Origin of the sequence: Maribacter sp. R86514 (assembly GCF_044597005.1) — a bacterium.
Lineage (GTDB): Bacteria > Bacteroidota > Bacteroidia > Flavobacteriales > Flavobacteriaceae > Maribacter.
The window spans coordinates 785,401-812,071 of sequence record NZ_CP138999.1 but is presented as its reverse complement, the minus strand read 5'-3'; the positions used below and the strand labels follow the sequence as shown (position 1 = coordinate 812,071).

27 protein-coding genes, 1 pseudogene and 1 riboswitch are annotated in these 26,671 nt (G+C 34.6%); of the genes and pseudogenes, 11 read left to right on the top strand and 17 right to left on the bottom strand.

Translation table 11 applies throughout. The features are described from left to right. Positions 1-3: 3 nt before the first annotated feature. From SJY30_RS03490 to SJY30_RS03465, 6 genes are all read right to left on the bottom strand, one after another. Positions 4-822, bottom strand: coding sequence for a type IV pili methyl-accepting chemotaxis transducer N-terminal domain-containing protein (locus tag SJY30_RS03490; RefSeq protein WP_396634226.1), 819 nt, complete (start codon positions 820-822; stop codon positions 4-6). Positions 823-987: 165 nt separating this feature from the next. Then, complete coding sequence (gene serA, locus SJY30_RS03485; protein ID WP_396634225.1) at positions 988-2,880, bottom strand: phosphoglycerate dehydrogenase; 1,893 nt, start codon at positions 2,878-2,880, stop codon at positions 988-990. A gap of 140 nt (positions 2,881-3,020) precedes the next feature. Beyond that, positions 3,021-3,680 carry an alpha/beta fold hydrolase gene (locus SJY30_RS03480; protein ID WP_396634224.1) on the bottom strand — a complete coding sequence of 220 codons (660 nt, stop codon included), beginning with the start codon at positions 3,678-3,680 and terminating at the stop codon, positions 3,021-3,023. A gap of 139 nt (positions 3,681-3,819) precedes the next feature. Next, positions 3,820-4,515 carry a DUF3307 domain-containing protein gene (locus tag SJY30_RS03475; protein WP_396634223.1) on the bottom strand — a complete coding sequence of 232 codons (696 nt, stop codon included), beginning with the start codon at positions 4,513-4,515 and terminating at the stop codon, positions 3,820-3,822. A 2-nt stretch (positions 4,516-4,517) separates the two neighbouring features. Beyond that, on the bottom strand, positions 4,518-5,123 hold the full coding sequence (locus SJY30_RS03470) for a SatD family protein (RefSeq protein ID WP_396634222.1): 606 nt from the start codon (positions 5,121-5,123) through the stop codon (positions 4,518-4,520). A gap of 98 nt (positions 5,124-5,221) precedes the next feature. Beyond that, positions 5,222-5,674, bottom strand: a complete 453-nt coding sequence (locus tag SJY30_RS03465; protein ID WP_396634221.1) for a methyltransferase family protein — start codon at positions 5,672-5,674, stop codon at positions 5,222-5,224. Positions 5,675-5,733: 59 nt separating this feature from the next. On the opposite strand from SJY30_RS03465, the gene SJY30_RS03460 reads away from it, so the two are divergent. The 5 genes from SJY30_RS03460 to SJY30_RS03440 all read left to right on the top strand — a co-directional run bounded on the left by SJY30_RS03460 (position 5,734) and on the right by SJY30_RS03440 (position 11,515). Beyond that, the gene (locus SJY30_RS03460; protein ID WP_396634220.1) at positions 5,734-6,321 is read left to right on the top strand and encodes a non-canonical purine NTP diphosphatase; all 588 of its coding nucleotides are present in this window, start codon (positions 5,734-5,736) and stop codon (positions 6,319-6,321) included. Beyond that, positions 6,308-6,952 (top strand): DUF4337 domain-containing protein, encoded by a 645-nt coding sequence (locus SJY30_RS03455; RefSeq protein WP_396634219.1) that lies wholly within the window; start codon positions 6,308-6,310, stop codon positions 6,950-6,952. The genes SJY30_RS03460 and SJY30_RS03455 overlap by 14 nt, the downstream gene beginning before the upstream one ends. A 160-nt stretch (positions 6,953-7,112) precedes the next feature. After that, entirely contained in the window at positions 7,113-8,927 is a 1,815-nt protein-coding gene (locus SJY30_RS03450; RefSeq protein WP_396634218.1) for a DEAD/DEAH box helicase, read from the top strand. A gap of 74 nt (positions 8,928-9,001) precedes the next feature. Then, on the top strand, positions 9,002-9,772 hold the full coding sequence (locus SJY30_RS03445) for a carboxypeptidase-like regulatory domain-containing protein (protein ID WP_396634217.1): 771 nt from the start codon (positions 9,002-9,004) through the stop codon (positions 9,770-9,772). A 51-nt stretch (positions 9,773-9,823) separates the two neighbouring features. Beyond that, the gene (locus tag SJY30_RS03440) at positions 9,824-11,515 is read left to right on the top strand and encodes an alpha-amylase family glycosyl hydrolase (protein WP_396634216.1); all 1,692 of its coding nucleotides are present in this window, start codon (positions 9,824-9,826) and stop codon (positions 11,513-11,515) included. A gap of 10 nt (positions 11,516-11,525) precedes the next feature. On the opposite strand, the gene SJY30_RS03435 is transcribed toward SJY30_RS03440, so the two are convergent. Genes SJY30_RS03435 through SJY30_RS03425 form a run of 3 tightly spaced genes read right to left on the bottom strand, consistent with a single transcriptional unit; the run spans position 11,526 to position 13,119 of the window. After that, entirely contained in the window at positions 11,526-11,891 is a 366-nt protein-coding gene (locus SJY30_RS03435; protein WP_396634215.1) for a VOC family protein, read from the bottom strand. A 2-nt stretch (positions 11,892-11,893) separates the two neighbouring features. Beyond that, entirely contained in the window at positions 11,894-12,421 is a 528-nt protein-coding gene (locus SJY30_RS03430) for an SRPBCC family protein (RefSeq protein ID WP_396634214.1), read from the bottom strand. A 41-nt stretch (positions 12,422-12,462) separates the two neighbouring features. Continuing rightward, positions 12,463-13,119 carry a TrmH family RNA methyltransferase gene (locus SJY30_RS03425; RefSeq protein ID WP_396634213.1) on the bottom strand — a complete coding sequence of 219 codons (657 nt, stop codon included), beginning with the start codon at positions 13,117-13,119 and terminating at the stop codon, positions 12,463-12,465. Positions 13,120-13,168: 49 nt separating this feature from the next. Here SJY30_RS03425 and SJY30_RS03420 point away from each other — a divergent pair, with 49 nt between their 5' ends. Further along, entirely contained in the window at positions 13,169-13,855 is a 687-nt protein-coding gene (locus SJY30_RS03420) for an SIR2 family NAD-dependent protein deacylase (protein ID WP_396634212.1), read from the top strand. On the opposite strand, the gene SJY30_RS03415 is transcribed toward SJY30_RS03420, so the two are convergent. Then, positions 13,824-14,297 (bottom strand): heme-binding domain-containing protein, encoded by a 474-nt coding sequence (locus SJY30_RS03415; RefSeq protein WP_396634211.1) that lies wholly within the window; start codon positions 14,295-14,297, stop codon positions 13,824-13,826. The two genes, SJY30_RS03420 and SJY30_RS03415, sit on opposite strands and share 32 nt — an antisense overlap. A gap of 34 nt (positions 14,298-14,331) precedes the next feature. Between SJY30_RS03415 and SJY30_RS03410 the strand changes: the two genes are divergently transcribed. The 3 genes from SJY30_RS03410 (at position 14,332) to SJY30_RS03400 (ending at position 17,377) form a co-directional block, all read left to right on the top strand. Further along, positions 14,332-14,895 (top strand): adenylosuccinate lyase, encoded by a 564-nt coding sequence (locus SJY30_RS03410; RefSeq protein WP_396634210.1) that lies wholly within the window; start codon positions 14,332-14,334, stop codon positions 14,893-14,895. A gap of 130 nt (positions 14,896-15,025) precedes the next feature. Then, positions 15,026-16,369 carry an adenylosuccinate lyase gene (purB, locus tag SJY30_RS03405; RefSeq protein WP_396634209.1) on the top strand — a complete coding sequence of 448 codons (1,344 nt, stop codon included), beginning with the start codon at positions 15,026-15,028 and terminating at the stop codon, positions 16,367-16,369. Positions 16,370-16,495: 126 nt separating this feature from the next. Further along, positions 16,496-17,377 (top strand): mechanosensitive ion channel family protein, encoded by an 882-nt coding sequence (locus tag SJY30_RS03400; protein ID WP_396634208.1) that lies wholly within the window; start codon positions 16,496-16,498, stop codon positions 17,375-17,377. Positions 17,378-17,453: 76 nt separating this feature from the next. Here SJY30_RS03400 and SJY30_RS03395 read toward each other — a convergent pair whose 3' ends face one another. From SJY30_RS03395 to SJY30_RS03370, 6 genes and pseudogenes are all read right to left on the bottom strand, one after another. Then, on the bottom strand, positions 17,454-18,263 hold the full coding sequence (locus SJY30_RS03395) for a mechanosensitive ion channel family protein (RefSeq protein ID WP_396634207.1): 810 nt from the start codon (positions 18,261-18,263) through the stop codon (positions 17,454-17,456). A gap of 161 nt (positions 18,264-18,424) precedes the next feature. After that, positions 18,425-18,964 (bottom strand): DUF4252 domain-containing protein, encoded by a 540-nt coding sequence (locus tag SJY30_RS03390; protein WP_396634206.1) that lies wholly within the window; start codon positions 18,962-18,964, stop codon positions 18,425-18,427. Positions 18,965-19,024: 60 nt separating this feature from the next. Next, the gene (locus SJY30_RS03385; protein ID WP_396634205.1) at positions 19,025-19,567 is read right to left on the bottom strand and encodes a DUF4252 domain-containing protein; all 543 of its coding nucleotides are present in this window, start codon (positions 19,565-19,567) and stop codon (positions 19,025-19,027) included. A 106-nt stretch (positions 19,568-19,673) separates the two neighbouring features. Next, positions 19,674-20,228 carry a DUF4252 domain-containing protein gene (locus tag SJY30_RS03380; RefSeq protein ID WP_396634204.1) on the bottom strand — a complete coding sequence of 185 codons (555 nt, stop codon included), beginning with the start codon at positions 20,226-20,228 and terminating at the stop codon, positions 19,674-19,676. A gap of 5 nt (positions 20,229-20,233) precedes the next feature. Continuing rightward, positions 20,234-20,668 (bottom strand): hypothetical protein, encoded by a 435-nt coding sequence (locus SJY30_RS03375; protein WP_396634203.1) that lies wholly within the window; start codon positions 20,666-20,668, stop codon positions 20,234-20,236. Continuing rightward, positions 20,655-21,165, bottom strand: a pseudogene (locus SJY30_RS03370) (RNA polymerase sigma factor). Before SJY30_RS03370 ends, SJY30_RS03375 begins: the two are co-directional and overlap by 14 nt. 222 nt (positions 21,166-21,387) lie before the next feature. Between SJY30_RS03370 and SJY30_RS03365 the strand changes: the two are divergent. Further along, positions 21,388-22,908, top strand: a complete 1,521-nt coding sequence (locus SJY30_RS03365; protein ID WP_396634202.1) for a S41 family peptidase — start codon at positions 21,388-21,390, stop codon at positions 22,906-22,908. Between the two features lie 27 nt (positions 22,909-22,935). Beyond that, entirely contained in the window at positions 22,936-24,405 is a 1,470-nt protein-coding gene (locus SJY30_RS03360) for a S41 family peptidase (RefSeq protein ID WP_396634201.1), read from the top strand. Positions 24,406-24,461: 56 nt separating this feature from the next. Here the strand turns inward: SJY30_RS03360 and SJY30_RS03355 are convergent, their stop codons facing one another. After that, complete coding sequence (locus SJY30_RS03355) at positions 24,462-26,333, bottom strand: TonB-dependent receptor plug domain-containing protein (protein WP_396634200.1); 1,872 nt, start codon at positions 26,331-26,333, stop codon at positions 24,462-24,464. Between the two features lie 70 nt (positions 26,334-26,403). Continuing rightward, a riboswitch (cobalamin riboswitch) is annotated at positions 26,404-26,662 on the bottom strand. Positions 26,663-26,671: the final 9 nt, after the last annotated feature.

Sequence of the window (26,671 nt, the reverse complement as noted above, 5' to 3'; positions counted from 1 at the left end):
TGCTTAGGCTTGTTTTTCAAGAGATTTCACCATATTCTCAGAAACACCTTCTAAATCTGTAAGTTCTTCCATTAGAAAAGAGATAAGCTCTTCTTTATGCTCCACATTCTTTTCAATTTTAAGCACGTGATTGTAGTTCTTAATATTTTTCATGTGCCCATTAAAAGCATGTGTTTGGTGCCACGCTATTTCTTTTAATTTCTGATTTTGACTTGTGATTTTTTTAATTGAAGGGTTGATAAAAAAGAATATTTCCAATATTAAAATCAGTAAAGAAAAAACGGCCAGCTCTAGTTCTATAATCATCAATGTACTAATATCCTCTTCTGAAGCTTTTTGAAATTGACCCACTATAGTATCCATAACCACAAGAAATTTATCTGCTTCTGCAGATAAGATTTCTAAATCAATTAATTCTAATTTATTAAAGTCGTTTGTTGATTCTAGTATGAAATTTAGATGTGGTTCTAACCTATCAAAGTTTTTTTGAATTTCAACATTGTCCAATTTTGGAATACCTGTGGCATCATTTCCACTTTTCAAAGCTCTATTGGCATTAGAAATTTGAGTCATTGCCAAACGTAACTTACCGTAGTCGCAAGTACCGAACCTACATTCGTAAACGCTCTTAACTATTGATTGTGACAACATTCTTTGCCTACCTGCCACATTTATTCTTAAGGCATCTTGCCGCTGTCTAGCTAAAGAATATTGTATTATAGACTGTATTACTATCGTTAATACAATTACCGTAAAAACCAGCAGATAATAGTTATTGAAACTTTTACCAGATTTTAATTTCGATAAAATCTTTTTCCACATAATTAAAGATATTTCCTACAAACAATAGTTGTGTCATTATCATAACCTTTAAGATTTAGAAATGTTGTAACAACTAACAAAAAATTGAACAAAAAAAGTGCAAGTTTCTCAACTTGCACTTTAAAATATTTTTTTGAATACTAAATCATATATATCAAAAGAAAACTAGTACAATACCCTAAACTTAATTGTATTCTCAACTTTTCTTAAAGCCTTGATTACATCTTTATTATATTCTTTATCTAAATCGGTAATTACATAACCCACTTCACTATCCGTAGAAAGGTATTGACTTGAGATATTTAACTCATACTCTGCCAAAACCTTATTTATTTTAGCCATAATACCCGGTACATTCTTATGGATATGTAAGAATCTGTGAGATTTATTTTGTTTTGGCAAACGAATATTCGGGAAATTAACCGCATCTACCGTGTTACCAGAGTTAATGTAATCCATAATTTTATTAGGAACAAAATCAGCAATATCACGCTGTGCCTCTTCTGTACTACCACCAACATGCGGTGTAAGAATCACATTAGGAAAACCTTGTAATTTTGTTTGAAACTCACCATTACTTCTTGGCTCATCGGGGTAAACGTCTACCGCTGCACCACCTACATGACCACTTTTTAAACCATCTGCCAAGGCATCGATATCTACAACGAAGCCTCTTGAAAGATTAATTAACATGGCTCCTTTTTTCATTTGCTTTATTTCACGCTCGCCTATGAAATTCTTGTTTGCCTTATTATCATCTATATGCAAGGTAACAACATCAGATACATTTAATAAATCTTCTAATGAATTACATTTAACGGCATTACCTAAAGCCAATTTATCATCTACATCATAATAATACACACGCATACCCATAGCTTCTGCTAAAACCGACAATTGTTTACCGATGTTACCATAACCAATAATACCTAAGTTCTTACCACGAACTTCTCTTGATCCTGCCGCAGTTTTTTGCCATTGCCCTTCATGAATTTCGCGACTACGATCAAATACACTTCGCATTAGCATAATAATTTCACCAATAGCCAATTCTACTACAGACCTGGTATTACTATAAGGAGCATTGAAAACTACAACACCTTTTTTCTTGGCAGTCTCTAAATCGATTTGAGTGGTACCTATACAAAAGGCACCGACTACCAATAATTTATCGGCAGCGTCTAAAACCGTCTGTGTCACCTGTGTTTTAGAACGAATACCAAGAACGTGAACGCCCTTAATTTTTTCTAAAAGTTCTTCTTCAGATAAACTATGTTTAATCAATTCAACGGAGAAACCGTCTTCTGATAAATTATCGAATGCAGCGGTGTGCACGTTTTCTAATAATAGAACCTTGATTCTATTCTTTGGGTACGAGATATTTCTTGGCAACTTGTTCACAAATAAAAATTCATCTAAACTTGGTGTAACATAATCCGCATTGTCAGCGGCTTTTTCTCTATGCACGTTTTCGGTATATGCAAAAAACTTATCTGCAATACCTGCTTCGCGCATTACATAATCACTGTAACCATCTCCTATTACTTGAACTTCACCGTCCAAATCCATCTGCTTTAGACAATCGATCTTGCCGTTATGCTGAGATAGTACATTCTTTTCATCGAAACCGACGATATTTCCGTCTTGGTCGAATTTAAACGTATTTGCATACACTCGATCAGATGGTATATTGTATTCTTTTACAATAGGATCAATAAACTCTTTGAAACCACAAGATATTACATAGATATCATCCGCGTACTTTTCAAAAAACTCTTTATTAGCGGCGATGGACTTAGAAATTTTGTTTCTAAGATTTTCTACCAAACCGTCTAAATCTTCTTTTTTAGCATGTAATAACTTAATTCGACGTTCCAAAGACTCAGTAAACGAAATATCACCGTCTATACCTAAATTGGTAATTTTCTGTATTTCTTTAATAACTTCGTCTTTGTTGGATCTTCCTTCTAAAGTCATTTCGGCAAGAACATCCAATGCCTCTACCCTAGTCAACGTACTGTCAAAATCAAAAACGTATTTTCTACTAACTTCTACCATTATTCTCTTTTGGTTGGATAAGAATTTTTGTTATTAAAATAAGAAGCAAAAGTAAAAATTTAATTTATCCTGATAAATGTTATCTTGTAAATAAAACAAAAAGGTTATGTTATGATGTAATTTGACAAAATGACAAACTTTTAGTCTAAAAACTGAAGAACCGATAATGAGAATTCTTTTGTTTTATATGTACCATTATGATTGCCGGGCACTCTTTTTAAGCTACCAAATTTAAAAGCGTTACTTAATTCTTGCGCATTACCGTTATCATTATCATCATCTCCACAAATAACCAATACATCAACTCCAATTTCATTTAGCTCACTTATTGCTGTTACCGGTTGATACTTTTGCTGTAAGTGCAACGATCGTAAATCTGCATTAATAGATTTAGCATAGTCTACAGCACCTTTGGTTATTTCATTTACATCGCCATTAAAAGCTTTAGCGAACATGATTCTTCTGTCCCAATTTGGGTTGGTAAAATCTATTCCCATTCCGCCCAGAACCGCTTTTTCTATTTTATTTTCTAGGGTAAGTAATTTTACCAAGACAATACTTCCCCTAGAATAACCTATTGCCTTATATTTCTCAACATTTAGATGATTCATCAGCAGTATTAAATCTTTTACTTCGGCATTGTTTTGATATGCTACTTCCCTTTGCGGCTTATCAGAATCACCATTGCCACGTAAATCGGGAATGATTACTCGGTAACCGGCATCAATCAAATCTTTTTTTAGAGCTGTTTTTTCCCAAGATTCTCTAGAGTTTATAAATCCGTGTAATAATATAACCACCTCACCTTTACCTTCATCGGTTTAGACAATCTGTACACCATCAAATGATTTAAATTTGTTTGATTGAGAGTTAATTACATGAGAGAAGATTATTAGTAAAAAACAGAGTAAAAAATATCTTTTGGAAATTATTTCTTATTTAAGATATATACAGAAGACCTGCTAATATAGCTAAACCAAAACTCACTAAAGTTCCTATTAAAATGTACTCTGTTAGCTTTCTATTATTGCGTTCTTTTAGGTCATTGAATCTAAAAACCGATTTTGCAGTTATCAATAAACCAATAACTTCCCACCTACCAAGCACTATAAAAATCAGAACAAATAAACGTTCTATTATACCAATATACTTACCGGCATTGGGGAGCGATTTGTGATCTGTTTCGATTTGATTAGACATTCCTTCTAAAATCATACCCATGATAATTGCTGCCGGATAGGTTACAAATACAATTGCCGTTACCAAGTACCAATCTAAATTTTCGAATAGCGATAAAGTATGAGCATATAAATCGGTATAAAAAGCACAACAATAAATAACAAGAATATGTAATACTTGATCTATAAAAAAAGGAACATTTTTACTCTTGAACAATTCATTGGCATACAGTTTTAGCACATCTATACCAAAATGTGCTACGGTAACGGTCAATGCTATTTTAAAAAGTGACAAGTCCCATAAAAGAAGCATATATAAAGCGAAATGTAATAGTACATGCCCGTATAGAAATTTAGATTTTAACTTATTCGCTTGTTTGTGAAGTACCCATCTTGTAGGTTGTAAAACGAAGTCTCCAATTAAATGAGCCAATATTAGTTTTATGAAAATCAACATATTTATTTACCGGTAATTAATTCTTTATAATATGACAATACATCTAAAACCAAATCTAATCTTGCTCTTTTTAAACGCTGACTTACAGCAGACTGTTTGATACCCAACTGTTGTGCAATTTCTTTTTGTGAATATTGCGGGTAGTCTAGCGACAATGTTACAATTTCAGCAGAAACAACACTCCAATTATCCATAAAATCCAAAGCTAAACGTAACATTAGATTCAATGTACGATCATGTTCTATTTCTCCGGTTGCAATACTTAGGTTGACCTTACTTTCTTTAAGTGTTTCAAAATTACGCCCAGAACGCTGATATGCTGGTCCGTTAGATTCTGTTACACCAGTGCCAATATAGGTCTCCAAACCTATACCTATGCCCATTCTTACATCTAAGCCTTTAATTGTTTTCAGCATTGCTTTTATACGAATAGCCGTGAACAAGGCATTTTTTTCTGTAACCTTTAATTGAAATTCATCACCACGATAAATCTCCCAATTCATTGGCGATGCTCCAAATTGTTTGAAATAATCCTTTAATAAATCCATCCATTGAGCACTAGGGTGGTTTTCAGAATTAATTATATCTCCGGTAATTATAGCTATCATGATTATTAGTTAAAACGCTAATATATTAAATTATAAGCAAATTAGATAATATTTGTCATTATAAGCGTAGTCAATAATGTAAACAAACAAAACTCGAATTAAAACCAGCGTCTGGTTAAGATACAATAATCTTTAAAGGAACGCCCAAATTTATTTAAGAGAATGCGTTCTTCTGGTATAATCTGAAAACGGTTCATATAGCTTACAAACCCCGCAGCGATCAATATGTTAAAAGCATTACCCAAAAATACACCTAAGGCCAATAGCAAAAGTAGTAGCGCTAAATACATAGGGTTTCTAGAAAATTTAAAGATGCCATTAACCACCAAGTTAGAAGCTTTATCTGGTTGAGTTGGATCTATGGTGGTACTTGCCTTTCTAAATTGAAACAAAGCGAAAAGTGCGATTACTACTCCCAAACCGATCAAAATCTTTGTTAGCAATAGCCTACCAAAAAAATCGAAATAACCGATCGGTAAAAATTTTGCCAACAAATACATCAACAATCCAAAACATACAAACACTAAAGCAGGTGGTACTTTTAACTCCATTTTATAAAATTACTACTTTTGCTGCTGTAAATTCACAAACCAGATTCCAAATTGTTCCCATGAAGCTCGTTTTTGCTACTCACAATCCCAACAAATTAAAAGAAGTTCAACCTTTGGTCCCTTCCCAAATAGAACTTATAAATTTAGAAACCATAGGCTGCACTACAGATATACCGGAAACAGCGACTACTTTAGAAGGTAACGCCAAAATAAAAGCGGACTTTGTAACCGATAACTATGAACTATCTTGTTTTGCAGATGATACAGGACTTCTAGTGAAATCGCTCAACGGAGAACCCGGCGTATATTCTGCCCGTTATGCCGGCAGCCATAATGACGCAAACGCAAATATGGACAAGCTATTGGAAAATCTTAAAGGCAAAAAGGATAGATCTGCATACTTTAAAACCGTAATTGCTTTAAACCTCAATGGTAAAACACATATATTTGAAGGAAAAATCGAAGGTGTGATCACCGAGAACAAAAGCGGTAAAAACGGCTTTGGATATGACCCTATTTTTCAACCAAACGGGTATAAAGAAACATTTGCCGAATTACCGCTAGCCACTAAAAATGAAATAAGCCACAGGGCACAAGCATTTAAAAAACTGATTGCATATTTAAACAGTATTCATGTTACAGGGTAAAAAAAATAATGAAACGGTAGAGGTATCGGTTGCATCTGAACGTGCAGAAGCTATAGGCGGTGTACTTATAGCACTATTCGCTGCACTAATGGCCATATCACAAATGGTAAACGGCGAGCTAGAAGAAGAGATGATGATCGCACACAACAACGTTGTAAGTTATTCTAGTTGGTATCAATCTAAAAGTATAAAAGAAAGCTTAAAGGAAAGTGAACTCGATTATTTAAGCGCTTTAATTGAAAGTGGTATTGTTACAGGTGATAAAATTGAGCCGATCGAACTTAAAATGGCGCAAGTTGAGAAAAAAATAACTAAATACAAGTCAGAAAAAACAGAAATACTTTTAGGTTCTTCTGTGGTAGGTAAAGAAAACTGGGTTCAGGACATTGAAGGTAAAATGGGAAAAATCACCGGAGTAAAACAATGGGAAAAACTAACCCAAACCTATGATTACGCTACCAAAAAATTTGACTACGCACTACTATTTTTTCAAATCTGTATCGTTCTAGGTGCCGTATGTATTATCATATACGACAATCCTGTTTTACAAAAGGGACTTATAGGCTTAATGATCATCTTTGGTATTACAGGTACTTTTCTTTCTATATATGGCTATACACTGGCACCGTAAGATTACTTTTCAATTAAATTATACCGATTCAATTATTAGCAGTACCTTTGCCGCTTAATTAACGCCGCTGGTATAGCATGTGTTGCCCTGAGTCTAAATAGGTTATATACGATAATCGCTCTATGCAACATTCATATTTGCGATTTAGTATAACATATTTATGACAAAGTTTGAAGCACTGGGACTAGAAAAGTCCTTATTAGATGCTATTACTGATATGGGTTTTGAAACCCCATCAGAAGTACAAGAAAAAGCAATCCCAATTTTATTGGAAAGTGAAACCGATTTAGTTGCCCTAGCGCAAACAGGTACGGGAAAAACCGCAGCATTTGGTTTTCCATTAATTCAAAAAATAGATAGTAATAGTAGAACCACACAAGGTTTAATACTATCCCCTACTCGTGAGCTTTGCTTACAGATTACCAAAGAAATGCAAGCGTATTCTAAATACGAACGTAATGTCAATGTAGTTGCCATTTATGGTGGTGCAAGTATTACAGAACAAGCAAGACAAATTAAAAGAGGTGCTCAAATTATTGTAGCTACCCCAGGTAGAATGAAAGATATGATCAGCAGACGTCTTGTTGATATCTCTAAAATCGACTATTGTGTTCTTGATGAGGCAGATGAAATGCTGAACATGGGCTTTATGGAAGATATTAAAGAAATTCTTTCTGGCACACCTAATGATAAATCTACATGGTTGTTCTCTGCAACAATGCCTAGAGAGGTAGCAACCATTGCAAAGAAATTTATGCACTCGCCACAAGAAATTACTGTGGGAGCTAAAAATTCTGGTGCATCTACTGTACAACATGAATATTATGTTGTTGGTGGTAGAGATCGTTACCCTGCATTAAAAAGATTGGCAGATACCAACCCAGATATATTTTCTGTAATTTTCTGTAGAACAAAACGTGATACTCAAAAAGTTGCTGAAAAATTAATAGAAGACGGTTACAATGCCGGTGCATTACACGGAGATTTAAGTCAAAACCAAAGAGATTTGGTAATGAACTCTTTCCGTAAAAAGCAGATTCAAATGCTTGTTGCAACTGATGTTGCCGCACGTGGTATTGATGTTGATGATATTACACACGTTATAAACTATCAATTACCAGATGAGATTGAAACATACACTCACCGTAGTGGTAGAACCGGCAGAGCTGGTAAATCTGGTATCTCTATGGTAATCGTTACACGTAGCGAGCAACGTAAGATAAGAGCAATTGAGAATAAAATCAATCAGAAATTTCTAGTAAAAAAGATTCCTACGGGAATGGAAATCTGCGAGATTCAATTATATCATTTAGCAAATAAGATTAAGGATACAAAAATTAACGATGATGTTGATGCCTACCTACCTGCAATCAATGATGTCTTAGAAGGTATTGATCGTGAAGAATTGATTAAAAAAATAGTTTCTGTTGAGTTTACAAGATTCTTCAACTATTATAACAAATCTAAAGACTTAAATTCTTCTGATAACGGTAGAGACCGTGACAATGGTAGAGCAGAAATACCTACTAGTGGCGCAGTACGTTACTTTGTTAATGTTGGTGAAAGAGATGGTTATGATTGGATGTCCTTAAAAGATTTCATTAGAGATACTGTAGGCTTGGGTCAAGAAGATGTTTTCAAAGTTGACGTAAAAGAGAGTTTTTCTTTCTTTAATACAGAGGCTGAAGTAACTCAAAAAATTCTAGATAAGTTCACGGACTTTAAAGTTGACGGTAGATTCGTAAACGTTGAAGTTTCCAAAAACCCTGGTGGTGGCGGTAACCGACGAAGAAGCGGCGGTGGCGGCGGCTTTAGAGGAAAAAGAAGTGGCGGCAGAAGAGATGACGATCGTGGCGGAAGAGGCAGAAGAGATGGTGGCGGCGAGTCTAAAGGAAGAAGACGTGACCGCAGCGAATCTAGCAGTCCTAACTCCGGGAAAAGACGTAGCAACAAAAGAAAGGGAGATTTCTTTTAGTTAATTGTATATTAAAAATACGCTTCGGCGTATTTTTTTTGTTTTGTTTGCAACCTAATTACGTAGTTAGTACAATGAAATACTTATTATCGCTCACATTTATAATGTTATCCTTTTTAGGGTTCTCACAAGAAACGGAAGAAGGTCAACGCCTTAATGCCGTTGTTATAAACGCACAATCTAACGAACCACTAGAGAGTGTTCACGTTGTAAATCTTAACCAAGTTTTTGGAACAATTACCAACGAGAAAGGTGAATTTTCAATTACAGCAGCAGTAAACGATACGTTATATTTTTCCTTTTTGGGTTTTAAGTCTCAAAAAATCAGGGTAACGAACGATATGTTCAAATTTGAAAATACTGAAATAGCATTAACAGAGCTTGCTTATGCTCTTGAAGAGGTTATTGTTAGACCATATCAGCTTACCGGGTATCTTGAAATTGATGTTAAGAATCTTCCAATCAATAATGCTTATCAGTATAGTATTTCTGGCTTAGGGGTGAGCTATGAAGGTGGAAATAAAAACCCAAGTGCAGTTACAAAGGTTTTGGGCGCCATATTAAACCCAGCGGATTTACTGCGAAATCTCTTTGGAAAAAAACCTGCGCAAATGCGTAAACTGAGACAAATGAGGGAAGATGAAGACATTAGAAACCTTCTCGCCTCTAAATTTGACAGAGAAACACTTACCGAGTTCCTTCAATTGGAAAAAGTAGATATTCAAGATATATTAAATAACTGTAATTATTCTAAATCTTTTATCACTACAGCCAATGATCTTCAGATACTTGACGCTATAAGTAGTTGCTATGAGGAATACAAAGTTCTCAATAGAAAGAAATAATATTTTTAAAAGTGAATTCCTTGTTATAGCTTTATTGCAAATAATAGGGAAATGAAAAACGTATTCTTACTAGGGCTAATATTTATAGCATTGGTTTCTTGCCAACCCAAGAGCAAGGAAAAATCAGAAACAATTGCCGTAGCTAAAGATTCCGTTGAAGTCCCCAAAAAAAATCCCAATTTTCAATGGGAAGCCGCTACCGTTTACTTTCTTCTTACAGACCGTTTCAATAACGCAAATACAGCAAATGATTTAAATTTTGAACGTGATGAAGAAACCGGAAAACTAAGAGGTTTTTTAGGAGGGGATATTCAAGGGATTACCAATAAAATTAAAGAGGGATACTTCACCAATCTTGGTGTTAATGCTATTTGGTTTACTCCTGTGGTGGAACAAATTCATGGCGCGACTGATGAAGGCACTGGAAACACTTATGCGTATCATGGCTATTGGGCAAAAGATTGGACAGCCCTAGATCCTAATTTTGGAACTAACAACGATTTAGACACACTAATAAAAACAGCTCACGAAAACGGAATCAGAATTTTATTGGATGTTGTTTTGAATCACACTGGTCCTGTTACTGAAGAAGATCCCGTTTGGCCAGATGAATGGGTACGCACCTCTCCTACTTGTGAATTCACTACTTATGAAAATACTACAGCCTGCACATTGGTAGCAAACTTACCAGATATACGGACCGAATCTGATGCTGCCGTAAATTTACCAGATGCCTTACTTGCCAAATGGAAATCTGAAGGTAGATTAAGCGAAGAGCTAGATGAACTTGAATTATTTTTTGACCGGACTGGTTACCCTAGAGCTCCTCGTTTTTATATTATTAAATGGCTTACCGATTACGTTAATAAATACGGTGTAGACGGTTTTAGAGTAGACACCGTAAAGCACGCTAATGAAAACTCATGGGCAGAGCTTTACAAAGAAGCTACACTGGCATTTGAACTTTGGAAAAAGAAGAATAAAGACAAGGTTTTGGACAACAACCCTTTTTATATGGTTGGTGAAGTTTATAATTATGGTATTTCTGGTGGACAGGAATTTGACCTTGGCGACAAAAAAATAAACTACTTTGATAACGGCTTCAAAAGTCTTATAAACTTTGAACTAAAGACCGATGCTAAAAAAGATTATGAAACTATTTTCACAAAATATAGCAAACTACTACATACTAAGTTTAAAGACAAAAGTGTATTAAATTACCTTACCTCTCATGACGACGGTCAGCCATTTGACCAAGAAAGAGCCAACCCAAAAAGGGCTGCTAATGTACTGTTACTTACTCCAGGAGCTTCACAAATCTATTATGGCGATGAAACTGCCCGTAATTTGATCATTGAAGGCACACAGGGTGATGCAACATTACGTTCTTTCATGAATTGGGAAGAATTAGACAGTATACCTAAAGTAAAGGAAACGCTTACCCATTGGCAAAAACTTGGAACTTTTAGAAATGACCACCCAGCAATAGGCGCAGGTATTCACAAAAAAATCTCAAAATCCCCATACGTTTTTAGCAGGTATTTCGCTAAAGATGAATATGTAGATAAAGTCGTAATTGGTTTAGACCTTGCAAAAGGAAAAAAGACCATATCGGTTAAAGGTATTTTTGGTGATGGAACAAAACTTTATGACCGTTATTCGGAAACCGAAGTTATAGTAGAAAATTCTAAAGTTGTTTTAGATAACGATTCTGAAGTTGCCTTACTGGAGCTAAAAAACTAAGGGTCACTTACTAGGAATTTGAATGTACGGCAATTTTATTTCCTTCCGTGTCTTTTAATAGACCCATAAATCCGTGTCCTTCGCCTATTTCGGTTTTGGGCTGTAATACTTGTCCGCCTGCTTTTTCAACCTTGCCTAAAACAGTTGCAGCATCTTCACATGCCAAATATACTAGCACGCCATCAGTTAAACTAGGCACATACTGCTCATGCTGTACCAAAGCCCCGTTTGCCTGACCAATAGTTTGTTTATCCGGGAACAATCCCATTACAAATTCCCCAAAATTATTTACCGTAATGGAAACATCTAAGATGGATTCATAGAACTTTTGAGCTCGTTCCATATCTGCTACGGGAATTTCAAACCATGCTATCATATCTATTTATTTAAATTAGTTTTTAGATTCTCCAGTCCTGCTTCAAAATCCTTGCCTACCATTTTATCCATTGACATGAACAACATCATAATACTCATAGGAAACTTATTCTTTCCTGAAAAACCCCATGTAACTTTACTTTTATTTACTTCATACTCTTCAAGCGTCATATAACAATCAGATTGAGACTTATAGGGCTTTAAAAATCGTAAATCTTGTTCAATACGCTCACCTTCCACTATTCTAGTAATTTCTTGCTCCCCTTCACCTACCTCCTTATTACCGTTCCAATGGCTGGTAGCACCTACCTCTCCATCAACTCCGGTAAAACTAAGCTCCATATTTGGGTCTTTTCTAGCCCATGGCGACCATTCTTGCTGTTTCTTTAAATACTTTAAATGACTCCATACTTGTTGCGGTGGATGTTCTAATTCTATGCTTCTAGAGACATGATAACTTTTGGGAGCTATTAATGCCAGTAAAATAATCAATACCAAAATTACTCCTAGAATTATGAATACAGTATACATATTTTAGTTAATTAGTTGTTGATGAACAAGTTAAACAAAAATTAATTATCAGACTTATATCTTTCTAAAATGTCATCAATACTTTTAATTGACTTTTTTGTCCAATCCAACCGTCTTTCCAACATTTCTTCTTCTGTTAGTCTCCACGCTACATCTGATGCTTTTAATTGCGAGGTTAAATGTTGTAGAATAATAGCCGCAGAAACAGATATATTAAGACTCTCTGTAAAACCAACCATCGGTATTTTTAAATAAGCATCTGCATTTTCTAGCACATAATCGCTTAACCCGCTTTTCTCGGTACCAAAAAACAATGCTGTTTTACCATCTAACTTAAAATTTTGTAATAATGAACTATCTGCATGCGGACTAGTAGCGACGATTTTATATCCCGTTTCCCGTAACGAATCAATTGTTTGTTTTGAATTTTGATACCGTTTTATATCTACCCATTTCTGAGCTCCCATAGCAATTTCTTCATCTAAATGTTGACCGTTTCTATCTTCTATTAAATGAGCGGTTTGCACACCAAAAGATTCACAACTCCTTACCACCGCACTGGTATTGTGCATTTGAAACACATCTTCAACAGCAACGGTTAAGTAATTTGTTCGTTGTGCCAATATATCAACAAACCGTTGTTTTCTATTTTCAGAAATAAATTCTTCTAAATACTCTAAAAGCTTCACATCAATCATACGCCCAAGATAAGAAAAGTATATTTTTATACATATTTAGAACTTTGCCATGAAAAACATTGTCATATTAACAGGAGCAGGAATTTCTGCCGAAAGCGGATTAAAAACATTTAGAGATGCCAACGGTTTATGGGAAGGCCATGATGTTATGGAAGTTGCCACACCTGAAGGGTTTCAAAAAAACCCAGAACTGGTTTTAGAATTTTACAATCAAAGAAGAAGACAATTACTTACCGTTGAACCTAATGCCGCACACAAGGCTTTAGTTGATCTAGAAGCAAATTTTAATGTACATATTATCACCCAAAATGTAGATGATCTACATGAACGCGCAGGTAGTTCTCAGGTACTTCATTTACATGGCGAATTATTGAAAGCTAGAAGTATGAACTCTACCAGTGAAATCTTTGAACAAAAAAATGATTTATTATTAGGCGATACCTGTAAAAACGGATATCAATTAAGACCACACATTGTCTGGTTTGGTGAAGCCGTACCTCTTTTAGAAGACGCAATCTCTATCACCGAAAAAGCAGATTATTTGATTATTATAGGAACTTCTATGCAAGTATATCCCGCAGCAAGTTTAATAGATTTTGTTGACAGCGCAACGCCCATTTATTTTATTGACCCAAAACCTGCCATATCAAAAACCCATAAAAACAATTTGACCATTATAGCCGAAACTGCAGTAGCAGGAACGCCTAATTTGGTTGCTTCCCTAATTGATAGATGATTCTAGTCTGCCTTACCCATTCAACTAACTTAACCTCTTCGTTGGCGGTAAGTTCAGAATCTTTATGGAATAGGGTATATTGAGACAACGGCATATTACCATTGACTACTTCTTCCTCTATCTCTTCCAACAAATGATCTTTCTTATCTATAGAGTAATTTTCCCACTCAGAAAAATTTAGGTGTTCTTTACCTTCTTTAACATGATCTGCTAACAAAAATGAAATAGGCGCTATATTGTTGTACCACGGGTACTCTGTATTGTTGCTATGACAATCATAACAAGAAGTTTCAAATACGTTTTTAAGTTCTGGCGTAGGATTCGTCTGCGTTATAAAAGCCTCTGTATGGTTACCTGCTGTGATATTTTTGGTAGGACTGAAAAATTGCATGGCAATAAACACAACAACTACACCTAGGCTAATTTTTTTTAGTAATTTCATATTTGGGGGAAATGAAAAATAAAGATACAATTTTATGACAAAGGAAGAGCTTAAAGAAGCACTGAATTATGTTAGCGCCTCAAGAGAAAACCGTAGTAAAATGGCATCTAAAATTGAAGGTGACCCTAAGCTAATTCCTATTCTCATTGAAATAATAAAGGATGATATAGAGCCAATTTCATGTAAAGCTGCATGGGTGCTAGAATATGTAGCTAAAAAAGATTTGCAGCTCATATATACACATATTGATCCTTTCCTTAATTCCCTAAAACATATTTCTTTAGAATCTTCCATACGTCCCGCTTCAAAAATTTGTCAACTTCTTACTTTAAATGAGTTTCCTAAAAAATCTAAAACAACTCTACAAACTTTATCTGTTAGTCAATTAAATATAATTACAGAATCTGCCTTCGATTGGCTCATTGGCGAACACAAAGTTGCACCAAAAGCTTATTCCATGACTACGTTACTTTTAATAGGAAAAAGGATAAAGTGGATTCACCCAGAACTTAGTCAAATACTAAAACAAAGTTACGAATGTGGTAGTGCCGCATATAAGGCACGCGCCAGAATGACTTTAAAGGTTTTAGAGAAATAAGTAAAGGAATTAAAAAGCCAGCTCTCATTGTTCATTAAATGCCATATTTTGACCATAACTTAAAGCAAATAAGGTTTTAAACTTTAATGCGTTTAGGTATATTTGCCCCTTAATAATTTAACCATTGACTATGTCTCTAAATGCATTAAATGCCATTTCACCTATTGACGGTCGTTATAGCTCTAAAACCAAATCATTATCTGCTTACTTTTCTGAAGAAGCTTTAATAAAATATAGGGTTAGAGTAGAAATAGAATACTTTATTGCGCTTTGCGAGATTCCATTACCACAACTTTCTAATTTCGATACTTCAAAGTTTGATACACTTAGAAAAATATATACCGATTTCTCTACTGCCGATGCCCAAGAAATCAAGGAAATAGAAAAAACCACTAATCATGATGTTAAGGCTGTTGAGTACTTTATAAAGAAGGCGTTTGACACATTAGGCATTTCAGAATTTAAAGAGTTTATCCATTTCGGATTAACTTCTCAAGACATAAACAACACAGCTATTCCACTTTCTATCAAAGAAGCAATGAATGATGTTTATGTACCTCAATATTTTGAGCTAGTTGAAAAACTAGATGTATTAACTTTAGAATGGTCAGATATACCAATGTTGGCAAGAACACACGGCCAACCAGCTTCACCTACCCGCTTAGGAAAAGAAGTTATGGTTTTTGTTGCGCGTTTAAAAGAGCAGTTTAATTTATTGAACGATATTCCTAGTGCCGCTAAATTTGGTGGAGCTACAGGTAATTTCAATGCTCATTTAGTTGCATATCCATCTATAGATTGGAAAGCATTTGGACAAGAATTCGTTCAAGAAAAATTAGGACTTCAACATTCGTTCCCAACTACTCAAATAGAACATTACGATCATTTGGCTGCTTTATTTGACGGTCTTAAGCGTATCAACACCATTATCTTAGATTTAGATCGAGATTTTTGGACATACGTGTCAATGGATTACTTCAAGCAAAAAATTAAAGCAGGTGAAGTTGGATCATCGGCAATGCCACATAAGGTTAACCCAATAGATTTTGAAAATTCTGAAGGTAACCTGGGTATAGCAAATGCTATTTTTGAGCACTTATCCGCTAAACTTCCGGTTTCTAGGTTGCAAAGAGATTTAACCGATAGTACCGTATTAAGAAACGTGGGTGTTCCTTTTGCACATACAATTATCGCTTTTCAATCTACTTTAAAAGGCTTGAACAAACTACTCTTGAACAAAGAGAAATTTGAACAAGATTTAGAGAATAATTGGGCTGTTGTAGCAGAAGCCATTCAAACGATATTAAGACGTGAAAGCTACCCTAACCCTTATGAGGCTTTAAAAGGTCTTACACGTACCAACGAGATAATCAATAAAAATTCTATAGCAAACTTCATAGATACACTAGAAGTTTCTGACGAAATAAAGAATGAGCTAAAACAAATATCCCCTAGTAACTATACTGGTATTTAAGCCTGTTTTAATGCATTAAAACTTTTCTTTAGTCCATATACTTCATATCGCCCGTTTTGGGCGATATGCATTTTAGATTGTGTCACTCATCATATATATTACAAGTGAACACAAAACTAAAATTGCATGCAAACAAATTTCTCAGTTGAAGAATCAGTTAGTAATCTATGGGAAAAACTAGATGGTTGGTTAGAATCTATTGTTTTAAAATTACCAAATCTCGCTATGGCGATTTTGGTAATGGTTCTTTTCTATTTTCTAGCAAGAGGGATACGCAAAGTTCTTAAAAGAACGATATTAAAAAAAATACATCAGGTTTCCATTCAAGAAATCATAGCTAAGGTGGTATTCGTTACCATTATTTTAATAGGGTTCTTCATAGCCCTAGGTGTCCTAGACCTCGACAAAGTATTAACGAGTATTTTAGCAGGTGCAGGTGTCGTAGGTCTTGCCGTTGGTTTGGCTCTACAGGGAACACTTAGTAATACTTTTGGCGGACTAATACTTTCTTTTATGCCGCAGCTTAAAATCAATGATTTTATTAATGCCGATGGCGTGTCTGGCTTTGTTACCGAAATAAGTCTACGAAACATTATATTAAAACAACCAGATAACAATGTAGTGGTTATACCCAATTCTAAATTCATAGATGGCTCGTTCACCAATTACTCCATGAATAAAAGAAACAGAATTTTTGTGAATTGTGGTGTTGGTTATGAAAGCGATTTACAAATGGTAGAAGACTTGACCGTAAAAATCATTAAGGATAATTTTAAACAGAACGATGACGAAGAGGTAGAATTCTTTTTTACAGAATTCGGTGACAGTTCAATTAACTTTATGGTACGTTTTTGGGCAGACTGTATCAATGTAAAACAAGAACACGCGGCAAGACACAAAGCCATTAAAACCATCAAGAAACATTTTGATGAGCGTGATGTCAATATTCCATTCCCAATCAGAACATTGGACTTCGGAAAAAACAATCTACAGATTGCTAAAGATTAAATACCTATCATAGAGCTAAATTAAAAAAGCCCGTTGAGCAAGTTCAACGGGCTTTTAATCAACTAACTAGACTAATTTATTTACTAATATTAACTTCGTGTGGGTAAGGAATTTCAATACCTGCACTATCCAATGCATTTTTGGTTCCTTCAATTGTTGCAAAGTATACATCCCAGTAATCTTCTGGCTTACAGAAAGGACGTACAACTAAGTTTACAGAGCTATCTGCCAATTCAGATACGTTAACTGATGGAGCAGGATCTTGTAATACTTGTGGATTTGCCTTCAACATAGCTAATAAAACATCTTTTGTTTTTTGCAAATCAGAACCGTAGTCTACACCAACTGTAGTATCAACCCTAATCTTACCTTCTGCAGTATAATTTACAATGTTACCGTTTGCCATTGCACCATTAGGAACAATTGCAAGCTTATTTTCTGGTGTTATTAATTTCGTAGTAAAAATCTCAATTTCTTTAACACTGCCAAGAACACCTTGTGCTTCAATTAAATCTCCTATTTTATAAGGTTTAAAGATGATAAGTAAAACACCACCGGCAAAATTAGATAAAGACCCTTGCAATGCCAAACCAATTGCCAAACCTGCTGCCGCTATAACTGCTGCAAAACTGGTAGTTTCAACACCTAATGTTGATATAACTGTTATAATTAAGAAGATTGTAAGTGCCCATTTCACTAGACTTAACAAGAACTTCTGTAATGATTCATCGTAATTCTGTTTGGTCATCCCTTTTTTAGTGACACCAATTAACTTTTTTATCACCCAAGATCCAATGATATAAATAACAATAGCCAAAAGAACTTTTGGTCCATATTCCATTGCCATTCCAATTCCTTTGTCAATCCATACTTGTGCTTTTTCCATTTTTTAATGTTTGTTAGGTTGTTTATAATATATTCTCATTTATTATGACACCAATTTTATTGATTGGTCACATGAAAATATAGGTAAACCTTAATTTTAGCAAATAAAAAACCCGCTACATTTACGTAACGGGCTGTATTTAAATTAAATATACCTTTAATTTAACTTTTAAATAAATCTTCAAGTTGTTCTAAACCTTTTCCTTTGTAATCAGATTTTTCTACTGCCTTAATTAATTGCATTAAACTTGCTGGGTTCATATTATCGCCCAAAACCCTAACCAGTACCAAACCTTTTTCATCATTGTCGCCGTATATAACGAGTTCATCAATAATGTCATCATCGCCTTTTAATTGTATAGTGGCTTTTCCAAATGGTGTATTCATTTTCATTAACTCACTGAAATCATCACCTTTAAGTATAGAATTTATCGCATTTTTCTGAACTAGATAATCTGCTTCGTTTTCAGGTTTTTTCTGAAATGCTAAAATGTTTAATTTCTTTAATGATGACGCCGCCTCTTTTTCAGACTCGGTCAAATTCGCTGTTTCCAAATTTAACAGGCTAGAAGGCAAATCAAAAGACATAAAATTAGGGTTCTCAGCATTTGCAATATAATATTGCTGTAAACTCTGTTCTGAAGAGCATGATGTTATGGCTAAACCGATTACCACCATTATTGCCCAATATACATTTTTCATACTATGTTTTTAAAATTAGAAAAAGGCCTCCTTTCCATAGAAGACCTTTATAAATCTGTATTATTTTCCCGATGCCTTGTTCAAATCTTTAGGCAAATCCATTTTACTGGTCAGCGTTCCTATTTTATTTAAATCGATATCACCGGTAAGGCTCACTAAAACCGTTTCCAGCTTTCTTCCATTACGCCCTACTTCTACATTTTCCAAACCACTAACAAACATTAATAATTCTGATACATGATCTTTCTTTTTACCGTCTTTTACATAAAACTTTACGTTGACATCTTCATCTTTAACACGCATTAACTCCTCCAATTTAGAAGATTTAAGGTATCTTTTAACCGTTGAAGACATATCTGCAGAAACTGATGAATCTTCGGTCATAAAAACCTTTACGTTTCTTAATCCGCTGGCTATTTCCATAAATTCTTTAGCCTCGGCGTCATCACTCATTCCTCCAAATTTGGAAACAAGGTCTATCATACCTTTGTTTACGATTACAGACCCTACATTATCCATATCTTCATATTTATCAAATACAGATTGTGAAAAACCCAATGCGGGTAAAATTGCCATTAAAAATACTACTGCTACTTTTCTCATGATTGTTGATTTTAGTGCCGCTACCTAATTTAGGTTTTGGCGATTGATGAATTGATATTTATTTTAATAAGAGTGCATAATTTATAACCACAACACTCTTAAATTTTTAATTTCCCTTTTTTGCCGCCTTACCTAATTGATCACCACCTGGTAAATCCATTTTGTCGGTCAACTTAGATACTGATCTTAAATTGATATCACCGGTCAAAGACAGTAGCACTGTTTCTAATTTTTTACCATTGACATCTATATCCATATCTTTAAGACCAGTAACGAACATTAAAAGTTCTTTTACATGATCACTATCCTTACCTTCCTTTACGTAGAACTTTACATTAGAACTACCGTCACGAACTCTCATTAGTTCTTCAAAAGATGAGCTTTTAAGCCTATTCGTTACCCAACCATCTACATCTTTAGATATTGCTGCGTCTTCTGTAGTAATTACTTTAAAACTGGTAATTGAGTTTACCAGCTCAAAAAATTCTTTTGCCTCTGGATCATCTGAACTTACGCTCATTTTGCCTAACATTTGAAACATTTTTGGTTGCATGGCAACAAAGGTTACCTTATCATTATCCTCATATTTCTCAAATATATCTTGAGCATTGATTATTACAGGGGCTAACACCAAAAGTGTTAATACTAGTATCTTTTTCATTTTAATTATTTTTTCGTTAAAAATTTATTCGTTGTTTTTTCAAATTCCTCTAAATGGTTTAGTTGTTCTGTACCCTTATTGAAATTCATTGCTAATAAGGCCATTGCCTCTTTTGCAGATTCTATTTCCTCTGGTGTATACTCATCTGCTAAAGTAACTGGAGCCGGTGTAGGCTGATAAAAATAAAGCCCTACCGTAAAGACTGCTATTGCTGCAACGGATACCCATTTCAAATAATTTTTTCTAGGTTTTAATGGCACCTGCTTTGTAAAGCGTTCTTCTTTTGCTTTTGTAAAGTAATTGAACAAAGGTGCGTGTTGCTCTAAATGAGGAGCAATATCATCCCCTGAAAAATACGTTCTAAGCGTTTCTTCTTCTGCAACTGTTGTAGTTGCTTCAAAATACTTTTCTATTAATTTTTCTATTTTATGCAATTCCATAATTATGCTTTTCCATTAATTTTTCCCTAACGGTTTTTCGAGCTCTTGATAAAGCTACACGTACTGGCCGTTGGTTTCATATCCAACAATTTTTCTATTTCTTCATATTCATACTGTTCCACATCTCTCAATTGTAATACCATTTTTTGTTGTTCAGGTAATTCTTCCATAATTCGTTCTACCCAATTGATGCTATCTTTTGCTTCTAACTGACCTTGAAGAGATGTATTAGCATCCGTATAATTTGTATGTACCAATTTCAAATTACCGGCTTGCTTAGATTTTAATCTATCCAAACAAAAATTCTTGGTCATGGTCATGGCAAACGCTTCTACATTTTTATAGCTCTCCATCTTATTCTTCTTAGACCACAACTTAATTAATATCTCTTGTGTTGCATCTTCGGCTTCTTCCGTAGAAACCAATAATCTTTTGGCCATACGGAACAACTTATCCTTGAATGGTAATACAGTATTTAAAAACTCCGCTTGTTTCATTTTGGTTTGGCTGTTCGTAAACTTTCTTATCGGTTTACAAAAAGAAGACGATACTGAACGATTTTTGTTACAATTAATTTTTATTTCTTTGACTTGTAAGTAAATTTAACATCCTTATACTAATTATATACGTACTTAATTAAACGTTTATTTTCAGCATAATAATCGATACTCCATAATTTTGAGTATTTATAACCTTGAATTATAATTTAAAAAGAAGCTATGAAGAAATTTTTCTTGTCCCTCCTTTGTTTAGGAGTTATTGTTACTTCTTGTAATAATGATGATGACACTATTATTGAAGAAGAAGAAATTGAAACTCCCGAAGAAGAAGAAATCGCAGAAGTAGATATCGAAGTCCAAAACTTTTTTTGGCAAACCTTAAATTTATATTATTTCTGGCAGGGTGATGTGCCAGATTTGGCAGACGATCGTTTTGATACACAGACGGCGTTTGAAGAATATTTATCAGAAAATGAAGACCCCGAAGCCTTTTTAGAGAATAAACTATTGTTTTCTGAAGACCGATTTACCTTTTATAGTGATGACTATACCGAATTAGTTAATAGTTCTGCGGGAGTATCTAAAAGTAACGGATTACAATTTGGGTTAGGTCGTATAAGCGGTACTGATGATTTATTTGGCTTTGTGGAATATATCGTAAAAAATTCTGATGCATCTAATCAAGACATTGAAAGAGGTGACTTGTTTATTGGTGTTGACGGCCAAACAATAACGGTAGATAATTATATTGAATTACTTTTTGGCGACAATGACACCTATGCCTTGAATATGGCTGAAATTGTTGACGGTGGCATTAGCCCGAGTGACAGAAAAGTTACTTTGACCAAATCTGAAGGCTTGGTTGAAGACCCCATTCACGTAAGTAATGTTATAACCTCTGGAGATAAAAAAATTGGTTATTTAATGTATAACCAATTTGTATCAGGCTCTGAAGATGCTTTGAACGCTATTTTCGCTGACTTTTTATCACAAGGTGTTAATGAAATGGTGTTAGATTTAAGATACAACCCTGGCGGTAGAGGTTCAACGGCTGCTGTTTTGGCAAGTTTAATAAAAGGGACTAATACCTCAGACTTATTGTATAAAACAGTTTATAACGCAAAATTACAGGCGCAGTTCGACGCCAGTTCTACAGAGAATTACTTTGTTAATACCACAGGAACTTTTGATGGAAATTCTGATGCACCTCTAAACACATTAAACCTTAGTACTGTTTACATCATTGCCACAGAAAGTTCTGCTTCAGCGAGTGAATTGGTAATGGTAGGTTTAGCACCTTACATGAATGTTATTCATATTGGCGGTACTACTGTTGGCAAAAACCAAGGTTCAGTTCTATTTGTTGACGACCCAGAAGGTGGTAATGTTTATGATCCTGAGAGAGTAGAAAACATCAACCCTAATGTTCAATGGGGCTTGCAGCCAATTATAAGTCAAGTTGAAAATAGTGCTGGTTTCTCTGATTATGTAGATGGTTTGGTACCAGATATTGAACTAGGTGAAGATGTTACTAACTTAGGTGTACTTGGAGATGAAAACGAACCATTGCTGGCTAGAGCTATTCAAGAAATAAATGGAAATGGCGCAAAAAGGAATTTTGAAGTAGTCATTCCTGCGAACTTAGTTTCCAGTTCTAAGCTTTTCGACCCAAGAAATACTTCATTACTTTTAAATAACAGCGTACCTATTTCTAAAATTCCTGTAACTGAAGAGAAATAAATTTAAAATATTTCAGTTTCCCTAACTATGAAGAAGATATTAGTATTATTAGTTGCTGCAATAGCATTCTCTTGCTCTAAAGATGATGATTTATCTTTACCGAATTCCGTAGATCCTGATGGCTCTGCTGATGTTGAAGTGCAAGATTTTATGTGGAAAGCCATGAACTTTTGGTATTTCTGGCAAGCAAATGTTGATGATTTGGCAGATGACCGTTTTGAAAATACAGACACAGGAAGAGCTGAATATACCGCGTTTCTTGATTCTGAAGATGACCCTGCCGCTTTCTTTGAAAGTAAATTACAGTATATAGAAGATAGATTCAGTTTTTATAACGAAGATTACCGTGAACTAACCAATTCACTTGCAGGCATTTCTAAGAGTAACGGATTAGAATTTGGTCTTGTTCAGTTTCAAGACAGTGACGAGATTTTTGGTTTTGTTCGCTATATTATTCCTAATTCAAACGCTGCAACGGTAGAGATTCAACGTGGAGACCTTTTTACAGGAGTTGACGGACAGACGCTGACTACATCTAATTATATTAATTTACTCTTTGGTGAAAATGATACCTACACCTTAAATATGGCAGATTTTGATAATGGTAATTTTACACCTAACGATGTAGAAATTACGCTTACCAAAGAAGAAGGTTTAGCCGAAAACCCCGTACTACTTTCTAAATCATTTACAATTGGTGGTGAGAATATCGGTTACATTTTATACAATCAATTTACTAATGAGTATGATGATGATTTATATTCTGCTATTAAAGATTTAAAATCTGCAGGCATTACCAATTTGGTAATGGATTTACGTTATAACCCAGGTGGATCAGTAAATACTACACGCTTATTGGCCAGTATGATTTACGGTACCAATACGTCTGATTTATTTTTAAGAAAGCGCTATAACGATAAGCTTCAAGAGCAATTCAACGATAGCCAATTAGAGATTTATTTTGCAGATAAGGTTAACGGAGAAACTATAAATTCATTAGGTTTAACCAAACTGTATGTACTAACCTCATCAAGTTCCGCATCTGCAAGCGAATTATTGATAAATAGTTTAGAACCTTATATAGACGTCATTCAAATTGGTGATGTAACTAGAGGAAAAAATGAATTCTCCACTACCCTAGTCGATGATCGTGATAATTCATACTTGTACACTCCATCTAGAGTGAACGAAATTAATCCTGATAACCAATGGGCAATTCAACCTTTAATAGGTAGAAACGAAAATGCCGATGGTTTTTTTGACTTTACAAGCGGTCTACAGCCAGATTATGAGTTAAAAGAAGATTACAGTAATCTTGGAATTTTAGGTGAATTAAACGAGCCTTTGTTAGCTAAAGCGATAGAGATTATTACGGGGACTACAGGTAAACGTGACTTTACAGTACACCACCCTATCAATATATTTAGCAGCTCTAAAGAAAATAGCCTTATGAGCGATAAAATGGTTGATGATACTGTTTATGATTTAGAGTTCTAAAATACACCAAATCATAAAAGAAAAAAGGACAGCCAATCGGCTGTCCTTTTTTTTAATTACAAACTCAACTTAAACCCAAATCGAACATTTCTACCCTTCGTAGTAAAAGAAACCACTTCAGTATATTCTTCGTTTAAAATATTATCCACAGCTAAAAACGCTATTAAATTTGTACAAAACTGATGCCTCAATTGTAAATTGGCCAAACTAAAACTATCTAAAGTTACGTTTGAAAATGTAGCAAAATCAGTATCGGTTCGATCGGATACGTACTGATAAGAGAGTCCGACAAATGTCTTCTCTTTTATAGTATACCCTATAGTAGCGTTAATTTTACTTTTAGGTACTCTCAATGTCAAATCTTCTTTTGAATTGGTATAAGTATAATTAGCATCAAAAGTTAGCCCTTTAACTAGTTCTGAATTAAAGCCTACTTCTACCCCATCGAAATGTGCTGTTTCAGCAGAATTTCTATACTGACTTTCAAAAGTTGTAAAATCAATTGTAACAAAATCAATTCTGTCTTCTTCGGTTCTATTAAAATAGAGTGCATTAATGATAAACGCATCTGAAATTTTAAATTCAATACCTCCTTCTAAAGTAGTATCTTCTTCTGGATCTAAACCAGGGTTCGCCCCAAACGGACCATATAATTGCGATAAGTTTGGTGCAATGTATGAAGTTGCATAACTACCCATAAACTTTAAATACCCATCATTAATACTAATTCTGTATGACGGATTAATATTATAAATGAAATTAGAACCGTATTCGCTGTGATTGTTTAATCGAACACCAGCATTTACATTAATTCCCTGCTCGCCTACGTATACCGCATTTAAATAAGGATCTACCGTATTAGAATCGTATTCCTCGCTAAACAAAGTTTGATTGTCTATATAATTTACACCAACTATAGTATGAATGTTATCTGAAAACGTGTACTTGTTAAAAACATCTAATACATAAGATTGTGAGTTATAAGTTGCCGGAAAGCTAGATTCGAACGATCTCGTAATCTGATTATATGCTGTATTTACATTAATACTTCCGTTTTCATACCCAAATTTAGAACTTAACCCAAAACGCGACTGCTCACTTGTAAAATAGTAATCAGCATCTTCAATAGGAAAACCGTTATCAAAATCGCTATTCAATTTATTATAGAAGGCCGTTGCGTTTATCTCAAAGCGTTGAGAAAATTGATACCCTACTTTTAAGTTACCATCTATTCTAGAAAGTTCGTCTGACTCCCTACCTATTGCAGCCGATAATCCATCTGTAAATTGATGTCCTCCAGATGCTAAAACTGATAATTTTCCATGCTTAGCTGTTAAGTTTACCGTATTCGAAATATCAGAAATATTATAATTCTGATCATCTTCCGTTTGGTTGGTTCCAAAACTTGAAATAACATCAAGTGCAAGACCTTCTTTCTTCGCTTTCTTCGTCGTAATATTAATTACTGCCGTTGCTGCTGAATTTCCATAAAGCGTGCTCGCTGCGCCTTTTAAAATTTCAATACTTTCAATTTGAGCAGCGTTCAATAATCTTAAATCATACTCTGCACTTGTGCTCGATGGATCAGATACTTGAATACCATCGATAATAATTAGTACTTGACGATTATTACCACCCCTAACAAAGGCCGAAAGGTTCTGACCAGCATAACTTCTGGTACCGTTAATTTCAATTCCGCTTTTAGTGTTGATAATTTCAGCAACTGTACGTCCCTGATTTTGTTCCAATTCTTTTTGAGAAATGGTAATTACGGTCTTACCCGAATTTTCACGCTTTAATTCAAAACGCGAATCACTAACGACAACCTCATCTAATTGTAACGTTTTTGTAGAATCTTGCTCTTGCTGTGCTCCTACCTTTGCACATAACAATACAGTGACCGCAGGCCACAATAAATAATTTTTCATTCGTTTAAATTCATAAACGGGAGCGTAGTATGTCTGTACCCATACGCAAACCTTTATCCCGAAAGTTTAACAATGTTCGTTTGAATAAGGCAGGTCTCCTGACTTGTTTAATACTATTCTGCCTTCCCATGTTTTCCAAACCCGTTTGGATCCCAAAGTGACTTTGAAGAAAATAGTACCTTCTTAAAAAGAAGTATCAAACAAAATCTATTTGCCAATAGATAGGTTCGAAATAAACTTACAGTTGCGGGAACAGCTCTAGATTTTCACTAGATTCCCTTTTAATCTCATTACAAAAAGTAACGAGAACCAAAATTCACGGCGAAAGTAAACATTTA